Origin of the sequence: Desulfoferrobacter suflitae, assembly GCF_022603395.1 — a bacterium.
Taxonomy (GTDB): domain Bacteria; phylum Desulfobacterota; class Syntrophobacteria; order Syntrophobacterales; family Syntrophobacteraceae; genus Desulfoferrobacter; species Desulfoferrobacter suflitae.
In genome coordinates, this window is sequence record NZ_JAIBKA010000006.1 from 204,132 (window position 1) to 216,537 (window position 12,406).

Sequence of the window (12,406 nt, forward strand, 5' to 3'; positions counted from 1 at the left end):
AATGTACCAGTGTGACGGGATGACCCTGGTGGAACTCATGGTCTCCATCTGCGTCACAATGCTGGTGGCAACGCTGAGCATTTCCATATTCACCGGCCAATACAAGAGCTACGTCAATAAAAGTGATTTTAACACAATTCAAGAAGCCATGCCGCCCGTCGTCGAGCTCATCAAACGGGAACTGATGGAAGCGGGCTGGGCGGTGCGTCCCCAAATGGCCTTTTATTTTGAGGACGGCGGGGCCAATGGGTGCGACCAGATTTACCTCAATGACGTCAACATGGTCAGGGTGAGCGGCAACGCCGCTGATCTGATCAAGGCCGGCAATCTTTTAAAGGACCCGGACAACGCTCTTTGCGCCACGATCATCGGATCAGGTTTGGAGGAGAACAGTGTCACCGTGGAGGCGGACTGCGGATTCCAGACCTGCAATGGCAGTGAAGATCCTCTGGATCTCGACGGGGACGGGACGCGGGACCTGCCGGATGTGGGTGAGGACGGCCCCGGGCACCGCTACCTGATCAGTGATGCGCTCACCAATAAGATTGCCGCGATCACCGCAACGGCGGTGACCGGCAACCAGGCCACATTGAACCTGGATAGAGAGCTCTCGGGGACGGTTGCGGCACCGGCTATCCGTTATTGCGTGGACGACGGAAGCAATGCCGCATGCGACCCGGACGGAACGGCTTCTCGCTGGGTCCTGCGACGCAGCGATCGCCATTCGGAGGGACCTCTGGCAACCAATGTCGTCGACCTGCAGGTGGCCTACCGCGATCGGGCCGGTACCTGGTATGGAATTGCCGGATGCACCGAAGACAATTGCGCGCCGGCTTCCTTTAATCCATCCGACATTGACTTGATTCGCTATACCCTGGTGACCAGGACCGGCCATCAGGACAGGGCATTGAGAAATAACCCCAAACACTGTCGACCGGCGGTGGAGAACCGGGCCGCCGCCGCGCTCGGATCTGAGGAATGTGGGTACACGTACCGCACTTTTGTCGTGCAGGTCACGTCCCGCAACAATTAGTGCCACTCTGCACAATGGAATGTGCGCCATGCGGCGGACTTGCAGGGGCGCAGGTTGGGTAGAGTCACGCGTTGCGCATGACGCAACCCGGCAACTGCGTTAGACCGCCCGGCGCTTGTTGGGTTTCGCTGCGCTCTACCCAGCCTACGCTGGTGACCTAAACCCGTATATGAGAGTTGTATATGAAACCGGTTGCTAAACTTGGAGATGAAGGCGGCATGGCCATGGTGCTGGCGATATGCCTGACCGGCTTGTTGAGTCTTCTTGGCATGTGGCTTCTGCTGCAGAGCAAAACGGCGTTCCGGGTGAGCACTGCCACCACCCGCTACGAGTCCGTGCTCAACCTGGCGGAAGCGGCTCTCAACCTGGGTCTGCGTTGCATTAAAATGAACACCCTATTCCCCTCTTCCGCCCACTTGAACACCAGCATCCCCAAAGCGTTGAATGTTTCATCACCCAGCTACGCAGCGCGCCAGCTCAACGGCGGTCAAGTCACTCCGCAGATCTACTACTCGGGATACGACAAGAATCCCAGCCCCGGGTGGATGCTCAACTGGCAGGGTTATTCCGCCTTCCACAATGTACACTACATGTGCCGGGGCGAAGGGCGCATCGCACTGCCGTCGTCCCAGGGAGATGCCACCACGGCGGTTGTGAGCCTGGCAAAGAAGGTGACCCAATGACTTCCATCGTGGTTCGCCCGACCGCGATGGGTGCAGGAGGACTCCATGTGGCATAACACGAACACGTTCCGTATCGCTTCGTCCAAAGGCTGCCTCGTGTCGCTCACGCTCCTGCTCGGCACCGCTCTCCTGCTCACTGGAACCGGTCACGCGGGTCAATGCTCGGAGCCGCCTTTTGTGAGCGCATCCATCATTCCCAACGTACTGCTGGTGTTGGACAATTCGGCCAGCATGTATGACCTGGCTTACGTGTGCAACAACAAGGAAGAACCGGGTAAGCCCAAGTGCAAGCAGGACAAGAATGCTACTTTCTTGTGCAGGCCGTCCCTGTGCTACGACGATACCTATGATTCTCCCTTTGATGGCTACACGCGCGAGGGGTTTCCCGGCCAAACCTACTACGGCTACTATCAACCCGATGCCTGGTATGAATACAAGGATGCCGGCTACTTCGAGCAAGCCGCAACAGCACCGGCCATCGGGTGTCTGAACCGGAGCGAATCACAGCAGGATTACTGCGTTGGGAGTTCGAACCAGTTTTTCGCCCGAGGCAACCTGTTAAACTGGTTGACCATGTCGAAGCTGGACGTCGAGAAGAAAGTATTGACCGGCGGCAAGTATGAGAACTTCGGCTCCGCAAGCGGGCTCCTGGGTGAATCACGAGGCTGCGTGGGAAGGCGTTTCATTAAGCAGGTCAGATGCTGGGTTCAGGACAAAAAGGAATGGTACCTGGAAGGGTCGGGTTATGCGTTTGCCATCAAGGGACCAGAGACGGACAGCGGTCCCCTGAGCTTTTCGCCGGGAGGACAGACCACCATAGAAGTGTACGCCGTGGCCGATGATTTTGACTGCGCCATGGACGATTGCCTGAACGCCGTCACCTGCTTCTCAACGCTTGACAGCGGACCGTTCGGCCAGTGCAAGCAATACATCAAGGGCTGCATGGACTATGACTGGGACAGCGAAAGCGTCGCCAAACAAAATAAATACAAGATTTCGGCTTTTGTCCATTCGCTCCTGACCTGCCGCGATCTGGCACGATCAGAGGATGACGTCATCAGTGACGGCGACATCCAGAGCATCCAGTCCATCTGCAAGGGGCTCTATCACTATCAAGTTCAACACGGCGGCTCGATCCGCTGGGACCTGCTCGGGGACATCTTCAATCCGGGCCTGGTTTGCTCCATCTATCCCTACGATGCCGACAACCCCCCCGACCATGAGGAAGCTCCCGACGAGGTGCCCGACGAAGCAAAAATCGGGATCGGGTGGTGCTATACCGGGGATGGCAATGATCATAGCTGGGGAGATCTCTACGATGTCGACGGTGACGGCGACACATCCGACGGCGCCGACTGCGTAGCCCATCAGCTTCTCAATTTCTGCTCCAAGCACGGACTCCCCGAGGTCAGTCCCCTGGACCCTTCCAACACTCTGTTAAGCGACCAGGACCCGGAATACTTCTATATTCCGGCCATGCTGGTCGAAGCGGGCATGGACGCCTTGCTGCTGGGCGACGGCGACACCCCTTTGAAAACCATGGTCAACCGCCGCAAGCTGGCCGAAGCGCCGGAAGGAATCCTGCACAAAGTCAAATCCAAGGTGAAGCTCGGGTTGCTGGCGACCAATCCGCGCGGCAGCGCCTTTGAATTCGATGACGCCGATTATACCCGGTTCGGCTATACGAGCGGCGATGATCTCGATGGAGGGAGCGTGCTCTCTGCCGTAGAACTGGACAATTCCACCATCATCGACGAGATAAACCGGCAGCCCTGTGAACAAACGGGTGAGACAACCACCTGTTACAGCAACTGGACTCCCATTGGGGAAACGCTCTATGAGGGTACCCGCTATTTTCGCGGTCTGGATTCGGCCTACACAGAGAATCTTTCCTACACCAGTCCGGTGGAGGACTTTTGCCAGAGCAACAACGTCGTACTGATTTCGGACAGTTACTCGACGATGGATGAGAACGTTCCGCGGGACGGCAACGCCACCGGCTGGGAGCCCTCCGGAGAGGGCGTAAACGCGTTCAACGCCTCCGCGGTTCTTGAAAGTCTGGGCATGAGTTCCGATTTCGACGGATCGCTGCCCATGCACGGGACCACCTACGGCGTTGCGGTGGCTTACTGGGCGCATAATTACAACGGCATCTGGAACCCCGAGCGCAGCGGGGAGCAGCATGACGCCAATTTGAATTTTTATTCCATCTACGCCCTTGGAGGCGAAGCGCCTCCCAATGACATCAACCTTCTCTGGCACATCGCCAAGTACGGCGGATTTGTGGATGCCGACGACAATGATCTTCCGGACCCGGGCGAATGGGACGGCCACAACTATGTCGAAGCAAAAACAGCCTATGAGCTGGAGCGCGCCCTGACGCAGATCTTTTACGAAATCGCTTCGGTGGGGGCGGCCGGTGCCGTGGCCACCGTAACCCAGGAGATGGAAAGCGATGATCTGATTGTGCGCGGAGGCTTCGAGACGGAAGACGCGGCCACTTCCAATATCGACTGGAAAGGGCATCTGGAGGTCTACATCCCCTACGACGGCTGTTCAGAGTACAACACGCAGCCCAAATGCGCGGCCGTTTCGGGGTGCAACTGGATGAACAACCAGTGTGTGGGCAAGATGTACACCTTCCAGCGGCCACTCAGCGTCCTGGAAGATGCGGAAAAATTCTGCACCGCCACGGACAAGGCCAACGGCTACTGCTGGGACGCGGGCGACCCGGCCATCATGCCGGCTGCCGGCGATAGAAACGTCTTCACCTACATCCGCGACGCGGATCAGTCGAACAACCTGGCTAAAGTCAATTTCGAAGCAGCCAATGAAGCGAAACTGCGCTCCCACCTGGCAAACGACATCGATTTTGCCGGCGCCGACTGCGACTCTTTCACTTCTGCAGAAACCTGCTCCGGCTCCAGTTGCTGGTGGGATTCGGCCGCGGCGCAATGCAAACCGACGGCAACCGACCTCATCAACTGGGTACTGGGGACCACCACCTATGACGGCACAACCGCCCGCAACCGCAACGAATGGATATTGGGCGATGTGGTCTATTCGACGCCGGTGGTGGTCGGCGCCCCGTCCCTGGCATCGGTTGACCCGACCGTTATCGGCAGCGGCTGTGCAAACTTTGCCGCATGTAAAAATTACACGACTGCGGGCGACTGTCCGTCTCCCTACTGCCAGTGGAGCAGCGACGAATGCATTCCCAACCTGAGCGACGCGAGCGCCAAACAATGCTTTTACACCTACCGGGAGAATTACCTGACCAGAAACAAGGTGATTTACGTCGGCGCCAACGACGGCATGATCCACGCCTTTCTGCTCGGCAAATACGTGGATGGCCAGTGGGTCTACACCCCCAACGATGATCCGCAGATCGGCAAAGAGCTGTGGGCATACATTCCAAGCAGCCTGCTGTCGGAGCTGAAGGCCCTGGCCGGCCCGAGCTACGGCAATGACCCGGGGTGTAAACATCGGTTCATGGTGGATCTGTCACCGCAGGCATGGGATGTCTACATCGACCATAATCACGACGGCACACGCGAATGGAGAACAGTCATCGTGGGCGGTTTGCGTGGGGGAGGCGATCTGCTGTTTGCCCTGGACGTCACCGACCCTTCGGCCATCAACTCCGCTGATATCGCCCAATCCAGCTATCCTCGAGTTCTCTGGGAGTATTCGACCATCCGGAACCTGCTGACGATCGACCAAGATTCCGGCGATCCCGTGCTCTGCTACAGCTCCGCCGACTACTCTGAAATCAAGACGCTGCCCACCTCCTGGTCCGTCCCTTACGTGGGGAGGCTCAACCTGAGCAGCAGCCTCTCTTTTTCCGCTTTCACTCTGGCCCCCAACGATGCCGACCCGGACACCCATCCGGATCCCCCCACCGCGGCCAATCACGGCGCAACCGACCGCTGGTTTGCATTCGCCGGAGGCGGATACCGAGTCTACGAATCGAGCCATTTCATCTCGACGGAAGAAGACGACATTGACCTGACCCCGTTACAAAAGCCCCATCTTTTCATCATCGACATGGAAACCGGGAACAATATCCTGCAGTATGTCTGGCCAAAAATTCAGGCCTCGGAGACATTCAGCACCGGCTGGCCGACAACGCCTGAATCGGTGGGCGGTACCCACTTCATCCCGAATGCCATGGCCAATACCATCGCCCTCGATGTCTGGAGCGGAGTGAACAGTTCGGGATACCCGATATTCACTTCGGACGGGGCCGTCGACCATATATACGTGGGCGACTTGAGCGGCCTGCTCTGGGGTCTCGCCATCGATCCCGCTTCGGCATCCAGTCTCAGACTGGATATCTGGGAAACCAAGAACGCCTCCAGTCCCAGCGCACCCTGGGGATTTCGCGGCAGTCGCCAGCCGATTACCGTTACACCCAGCGCCGCTCTGGACAAACCGATGCGGTCGGCCGACGGCCACCTGCTGCTGTACTTCGGGACGGGAAAGTTCGACAATATCGAGGGCACTCAAAATGACAGAAATGATGAGGCCAAGATGTCCTTTTACGGACTCTCGGTTCCCCTGACGTCCTTCAACCCTGCCGTCGACACATCCCCCAGCACTGTATCGACCGCCATTACCTGCGGCAATTCATCCAGCATGACCGTCTCCCTCGACCGGCACGGTTGCGCCGCCGACTGCAGCGCCGCCGGCAACTGGACCGACGTTACCGCACCGTGCAGCACCGATTGCTATGCATGCCTGCTTGATCTGGTGGGAGACGGCGAGCGGGTGGTCGATTCGGCGCTGGCTGCCGGCGGCATGGTCTTTTTCACCACCTTTATTCCCAACACCAACTCGGTGTGCACCGCGGGCGGCTCCGCCTACCTTTACGCCGTCAACTACAAGTGCCTGAACCTCACCGTCGACCCGTTCAGCAGCTCGGGTCTCAGCTACACGTGGCTGGGAAGCGGCGGATGGAATGAAGATGCCATGACAAGCAGCCTGGACGCCAAAGCGGTGCGCGCCTACATTGGCCCCGGCATGCCCAGTCGGCCGATCTTGGATTCCTCAGGCAATTACCTTTTTGTGCAAACGAGCGATGCCCGCATCCACAGAATCAAAATCGAACTGCCGGAAAATCCCCTGCAGGTCAAAGGCTGGAAGGAAGAAAATTAATTCTTGACGAACGGAGGAGTGAAATGAGTGGAGTGAATTTGAAAAGAACTGTTTTGTCCGTCGGTTGTCTGATCGTAATTCTCACCTTGTCCATTTGGTCTGGGACCGACGGTTATGGGCAGGACTTGCCGTCCGATCCCTGCCCCGTCAACATCGAAGTCTCGCCGTCTCAAGTCAATATCGATGCGGGTGGAGTGGCCCACTATGTCAGGGTGCTCACCTATGCGCGATACGTCAATACGGCCGAAGCCTTCGTTTACGTCAACGACAATGAATTCGCCATGGCCTCTGAGTTCATTGAGCTCACCCGGGACAGCGTAGGACATCTGGTGGTAAAAATCGACTTGAACGGGCTAAAATTGGAAGAGAGCGTCCACACTGGTCTCAACACGATACATATAACCGTCATCCCCAGGGAGCCCACAGACGGTTGTGCAGAATATTCGGGGATGGGAGATCTCTACATTACCAACAAGAAGGGGTTGTAGTTGCTCCTGTAAATCGTCGGTCACCATCCTGTGACTCACCCTCAGCCAATCATCTCCATCACTGCAGGGTCATCGGCCCTGCAGTCTCCCCCCTGTGCCGAATCTCTACGGCTCAAGAAAATGATTTTGGCTTCCAAGTAGGCTGGGTTGAGATACCCAACCCACACCAAAAACATTATCTTGCAAGCTATAGTTCTTTAACCAGTAGCTTGCCTGGCAGTTTATTTGCTTAGATCACGACTTGCTGCAAGTAATGGCGGCAACCGGTGATGGTGAGGCGTTCGTCGGTTTGGCTGATCAGTGCCTGAATGGTTCCGGCAACGAACGAGTCTTGCATGTTGAGCAATTTTCTGCCATGTTGTTCTGCATTACAACGCTGACTCTCACCACTCCAGGATGACGAGCGACTCATGCCAGGCCCACATAAGAACCGTTCCGGATTGACGCTGATCGAGCTCATGGTCGTGCTGGCGGTTATCGGCATAATGGCGGCGGTGACGGCCGGCTCTTTCGATGTTTCCGGCTGGCTCAACCTGTATCGGCTTAGAGGGTCGGCCAAGAACCTTTTCACAGATATGCAAAAGGCTCGCATGAACGCCGTCAGAGAGAACCGGGACTGGGCCATCCGGTTCAATACCGCCGACGGTTCCTACCGGTTTCAGGTAGAGGACTCGAGCGGCAAATGGGTCGATGAGGGGGATGCCATTTCCCTGGACAAGGGAGTTTTTTACGGTCATGGCTCCGCCACCCACGATGCGACCAACAAGAAAAATCCTTTTTCTTCCAGTGAGCCATCAGAACCTGTCACCTTCAGTGGTGATCGGGTAACTTTCAATTCCCTGGGGCTGCCCTCCAAGAGCGGCTACTGCTATCTTGCCAACAGTGACGGCGCGGCATTTGCTATAGGAGCAACGAATACGGGTGTCATAAAAATGAAAAAGTGGAACGGCGATGACTGGCAATGAAGACGGCTTGACCCTTGTGGAGCTCATGGTGGTGCTGATGCTGGCGGCGGTTGTGACCGCCGTCATCTACCAGACCTTTCCCGCACAGCAGAAAGCCGCCATCAGCCAGGAGCAGGTCACGGAAATGCAGCAGCAGGTGAGGGCCGCCATGCACATCATGACACGAGAAATTCGCATGGCCGGATACAATCCCCTGCGCGTCACTTCCAACGCATCCTGCGGTACCTGGATCCTGACCGCTAAAAATGACGAGATCAGGTTTGCCATGGATGTGACCGGCGGCGAGAGCGATGGAGTCGACAACGACGGCGATGGAGAAATAGATGAGCTCGATGAAGAAGCCGACGGCGACTGCAATGATAAGAATGAAACCATCACCTACCTCCTCTACACGGATGCAGATGGCATTCAGACGTTGGGCAGACGATATTCGCTATCGGAATCAGCAGAGGATGAAGAAAAGAAAGAGGAAAAAGAAACAACCTATTCCATCGCGGAAAACATCGAGGCCGTTGGTTTCGCCTATGCTTTCGACGCCGACGGGGATGGTACCCTTGACAAGGCCAATCCGCATGATGACGGACCCATGTGGGCGGTCGACAACAATTCCGATGGTGAACTGGACCTCAATTTGGACACCAATCACGACGGCGAAGTCGATGAGCTGGATAACCCCGCCGGCGTACCGCTCTATCCCACAATACCCTTAGACGCCATAAGAGCCGTCAAGATTTGGCTGCTGGGCCGCAGCGAACAGCCCGACACGAATTTTACCAACAACACCACTTATGCGGTGGCCAACCAGAGGATTACCGTAAATGACGGGTATCGCCGCAGGCTTTTGTCAACAACAGTGTATTGCCGCAACATGGGATTGTAGAGTGAACCCGCTGAGGGATCCACGAGGGTTCACCCTGGTGGAGATATTTGTGGCCCTGTTGATCTTTTTTCTCGGCATTGTGCCCTTTCTCAACTTGCAGCTCTTTACCGTCGGCAGCAATTCTGCCGCCAACCAGTTGACCGCGGCGACCAACCTGGCGGAAAGCAAAATGGAGGAACTGCTGGGGATGCCTTATAATGACCTCCTCAGCGCAGAAATTATTCCGCAGGCCATTGACGGCTTCCAGGTAAACTGGTCTCGTAATCAAAATACGCCCATTAATGACACCACCACCATAACCGTGACTGTCTCATGGACAGACAAAGATGACATACCTCACAGCATATCGTTCACATGTATCAAGGCAAAGTAGCAATCCATTCTGGTTGCTGCGGAACTCTTGGGGAGGTCTCTACCATGGCTGCAAGAACCAGGGCTTCGATCGTCAAGGAACAGGGCGGCTACGTTTTGGTTATCTCCCTGCTGATCCTGGTCCTGCTGACCCTCACCGCCGTCTATGCCGCCTATCAAAGCGCAACCGAAATGCGCGTAGCGGCCAATTACAAACTCAAACTGCAAGCTTTCTATGTTGCCGAAGCGGGCATCGAGCATACCAAGAGTCTGCTCAGGAAGAAGTCGTTCAACGACGTTTTGGAGGGCGCCGACGATGACAAGGATTCCGCCAGCGACAACGGCAGGTTGGCCGAACTGCAAAACAGGACTTTCAGTAACGGAAGCTACACCGTCCACATAACGGATTGCCCGATGGACTACCTCAACGGTTGTGACGGTGACGGCGATGGAGAAGTGTGGGGAGACTCAAACAACCGAGTCTTTGTCACCTCCATCGGCAGAGTTGGTAGTGCAGTGAAAATCATCCAGGTGGAAATCGAAAAAGAAGATTTGGTGCCGCTGGTGCCGGACGGCGCAGTGGGTGTATACACTGAATCTCCCGTTGTCGACTTGAGCGGTTCAGCTACTATTTCAGGGATTAACCATCACCTTCCAGATTCTTTCAACTGCAAGGGCTCCTCATGTGACGGAACCACAACTCCCCCTTACGGTTCCAACATCCCGGGCATTTTCAGCGAAAACGCTGTAAGCATGGATACCAACAGCGGCAACAGCGGCAACAGCGGCAACAGCGGCAACAGCGGCAACAGCGGCAACAGCGGCAACAGCGGCAACAGCGGCAACAGCGGCAACAGCGGCAACAGCGGCAACAGCGGCAACAGCGGCAACAGCGGCAACAGCGGCAACAGCGGCAACAGCGGCAATAGTGGCAATAGTGGCAATAGTGGCAAGAAAAAGAACAACATCGATGGTAACGGATGTACAGAGGAATATTGCGATGACAGTATTGTCGTTGGAATTCCCAAATATGACAATCAATACTGGATCGACCTCGCAAATCGGCTCATGACAATGGAGAATACGGTCACCTATAGCGCTGCTGATGCCAAGGGGAAAAGTGCACTTGGTACGCGGGATGAGCCTCAGGTAACCTACATAAGCGAAAAAGTCACCTTCTCTGGGTCCCTGGACGGCGCCGGAATTCTGATCGTGACCGATGGAGTGCATTTCACCGGGAATTTCCACTTTGAAGGGGTGATCATTGTTCTATCCAACAGCGATGATGAGGACGCTGAGATCAGCTGGGCAAGCGGAACACCGGACTTGTTTGGAACGCTCATTGTGGCGGGTACCGAGCCCGCCACAATTGATTTGAGTGGAAATCCAAGCATCAAATACAGCAGCACAGCGATAGAGAATGCGAACCAGCTCTCAACTGTGGTAACGACCCTGTCTTGGCGGGATAATCTCTAGCAGGCTGCCCGTCAGTGGTATATCGGTTAAGGATATGTACCTGCTCTTTTCCCAAAAGTTGGCAAGGACAGGCACAGCACCCTTCCACGCAACAGGTCGTGCATGGCGGACACGGTCAATGCCGAGGGGGAGCTTCTTTCATGGCGAGTTGTACCCGGCAGAGATATAGCGGTTAAGCATTAGATTTTTCATTGTTTGCAGGCGTTGCTGATGGGTTTCGCTTCGCTCTACCCATCCTACGGCATCGCGGCACCGGCCGTAACCACGTTGATGTAGGATGGGCAGAGTCGCGCCCAAGCGTGACGAAACCCATCGGTGACTGCCGGCATAGAAATGCATGTTTCTTGCCTTAACAGGCATAACTCTTAATCGAGGGGACCAGATCATGAGGAGCAGGAGGATCAACGAATCGGGATTTACCCTCATCGAGATGATGATCGTGGTTGCCGTCGTAGCCATACTGGCTGCAGTGGCCGTACCGTCCTACGTCAATTACAGGAACCGCGCGATTCAGTCGGAAGCGGTCGAAGCGCTCATGCGCGGCAGGATGGACCAGGAGCTGTTCTTCGCCGAAAACAACCGCTATGCCGGAACCATCGGTTGCCTGCCCACCTTCGGCAACGACTGCAGCGAAGATACCTATTCCACGCCAAACAACTACACCGTGGAAATTACATCGGTCGGCAGCACAAGCTACCGCATCACCGCCTCCAGGAACTTCTACGGGCAGGCGGATACCATCGCCGTAACCGAATCCAGCCGCAACCCCATCATCAACAATCCCGACGCCATCGGCTTTTCCCTGTTCAAATGGCTTTTTGACTGAGGCCGCCGGCAGCTCCGAAGCCGCGGCGGGTGGCGGCACAAAAAGCGGTACCTCACCCACCCCGCGCCTGGATGATTTTGGCCGCCGATGAACGCAGATCTCTTGTTCACATCCGTGTGCATCTGCGTTCATCGGCGGCCAACAAAAACCTAGTTCTTGGCCAGGTAGTATTTCTCATTTTCCGCGACAATCTTTTTCGCCGTCTCTTCATCGATCGTCTGATCGGGCTGCAATCCCAGTTCTTTCATGATTTCAGGATAAACGGCGATTTTGATCTTTCCGTCGAGCAGTACGCTGTCGACTCTGGATTGTTCTATTCCATACGGCATGAGCAATTTTCCTTTCTGATACGTCAAAAGACTGCTCGATAATGGGGCAGATCCCCCCCCCGACCTCTCCACCCCTGCAGCCGCAGACAACCGTCGATGAAGGCAAACCCTGCCGTTAATCTGTGTTCATCTGCGTCCATCCGCGGCCAACCATCAACTTTTCATACCTGCACGAGCATCAACCCCGGGGACCCGATTAGATGTAGCATATTACCCTA

At 55.9% G+C, this 12,406-nt stretch carries 10 protein-coding genes; 9 read left to right on the plus strand and 1 reads right to left on the minus strand.

Going from position 1 to position 12,406, the window contains the following annotated elements:
- Position 1: 1 nt before the first annotated feature.
- The 9 genes from K1V27_RS12340 to K1V27_RS12385 all read left to right on the plus strand — a co-directional run bounded on the left by K1V27_RS12340 (position 2) and on the right by K1V27_RS12385 (position 11,859).
- The gene (locus K1V27_RS12340; RefSeq protein WP_258930307.1) at positions 2 to 1,033 is read left to right on the plus strand and encodes a PilW family protein; all 1,032 of its coding nucleotides are present in this window, start codon (positions 2 to 4) and stop codon (positions 1,031 to 1,033) included.
- Between the two features lie 182 nt (positions 1,034 to 1,215).
- On the plus strand, positions 1,216 to 1,716 hold the full coding sequence (locus K1V27_RS12345; protein WP_258930308.1) for a hypothetical protein: 501 nt from the start codon (positions 1,216 to 1,218) through the stop codon (positions 1,714 to 1,716).
- A 45-nt stretch (positions 1,717 to 1,761) separates the two neighbouring features.
- Entirely contained in the window at positions 1,762 to 6,873 is a 5,112-nt protein-coding gene (locus K1V27_RS12350; RefSeq protein WP_258930309.1) for a pilus assembly protein, read from the plus strand.
- Positions 6,874 to 6,896: 23 nt separating this feature from the next.
- The gene (locus K1V27_RS12355) at positions 6,897 to 7,361 is read left to right on the plus strand and encodes a hypothetical protein (protein WP_258930310.1); all 465 of its coding nucleotides are present in this window, start codon (positions 6,897 to 6,899) and stop codon (positions 7,359 to 7,361) included.
- A gap of 410 nt (positions 7,362 to 7,771) precedes the next feature.
- Positions 7,772 to 8,326: a GspH/FimT family pseudopilin gene (locus K1V27_RS12360; RefSeq protein WP_258930311.1), complete on the plus strand. Its 555-nt coding sequence runs from the start codon at positions 7,772 to 7,774 to the stop codon at positions 8,324 to 8,326.
- A complete protein-coding gene (locus K1V27_RS12365) occupies positions 8,313 to 9,206 on the plus strand; it encodes a PilW family protein (protein ID WP_258930312.1) in 894 nt (297 codons plus the stop codon). The genes K1V27_RS12360 and K1V27_RS12365 overlap by 14 nt, the downstream gene beginning before the upstream one ends.
- 1 nt (position 9,207) lies before the next feature.
- A complete protein-coding gene (locus K1V27_RS12370) occupies positions 9,208 to 9,579 on the plus strand; it encodes a type IV pilus modification PilV family protein (protein ID WP_258930313.1) in 372 nt (123 codons plus the stop codon).
- Between the two features lie 44 nt (positions 9,580 to 9,623).
- On the plus strand, positions 9,624 to 11,033 hold the full coding sequence (locus tag K1V27_RS12375; protein ID WP_258930314.1) for a pilus assembly PilX N-terminal domain-containing protein: 1,410 nt from the start codon (positions 9,624 to 9,626) through the stop codon (positions 11,031 to 11,033).
- A 385-nt stretch (positions 11,034 to 11,418) separates the two neighbouring features.
- Positions 11,419 to 11,859: a type IV pilin protein gene (locus K1V27_RS12385; RefSeq protein ID WP_309574014.1), complete on the plus strand. Its 441-nt coding sequence runs from the start codon at positions 11,419 to 11,421 to the stop codon at positions 11,857 to 11,859.
- Between the two features lie 149 nt (positions 11,860 to 12,008).
- Here the strand turns inward: K1V27_RS12385 and K1V27_RS12390 are convergent, their stop codons facing one another.
- The gene (locus K1V27_RS12390) at positions 12,009 to 12,188 is read right to left on the minus strand and encodes a hypothetical protein (protein WP_258930315.1); all 180 of its coding nucleotides are present in this window, start codon (positions 12,186 to 12,188) and stop codon (positions 12,009 to 12,011) included.
- Positions 12,189 to 12,406 lie beyond the last annotated feature (218 nt).

Bases quoted from the DNA above. Each gene is read 5' to 3' on its own strand.
- K1V27_RS12345 (WP_258930308.1), top strand. From the start codon at position 1,216: ATGAAACCGGTTGCTAAACTTGGAGATGAAGGCGGCATGGCCATGGTG.
- K1V27_RS12360 (WP_258930311.1), top strand. From the start codon at position 7,772: ATGCCAGGCCCACATAAGAACCGTTCCGGATTGACGCTGATCGAGCTC.
- K1V27_RS12390 (WP_258930315.1), bottom strand. From the start codon at position 12,188: ATGCCGTATGGAATAGAACAATCCAGAGTCGACAGCGTACTGCTCGAC.
- K1V27_RS12385 (WP_309574014.1), top strand. From the start codon at position 11,419: ATGAGGAGCAGGAGGATCAACGAATCGGGATTTACCCTCATCGAGATG.
- K1V27_RS12350 (WP_258930309.1), top strand. From the start codon at position 1,762: ATGTGGCATAACACGAACACGTTCCGTATCGCTTCGTCCAAAGGCTGC.
- K1V27_RS12365 (WP_258930312.1), top strand. From the start codon at position 8,313: ATGACTGGCAATGAAGACGGCTTGACCCTTGTGGAGCTCATGGTGGTG.
- K1V27_RS12355 (WP_258930310.1), top strand. From the start codon at position 6,897: ATGAGTGGAGTGAATTTGAAAAGAACTGTTTTGTCCGTCGGTTGTCTG.
- K1V27_RS12340 (WP_258930307.1), top strand. From the start codon at position 2: ATGTACCAGTGTGACGGGATGACCCTGGTGGAACTCATGGTCTCCATC.
- K1V27_RS12375 (WP_258930314.1), top strand. From the start codon at position 9,624: ATGGCTGCAAGAACCAGGGCTTCGATCGTCAAGGAACAGGGCGGCTAC.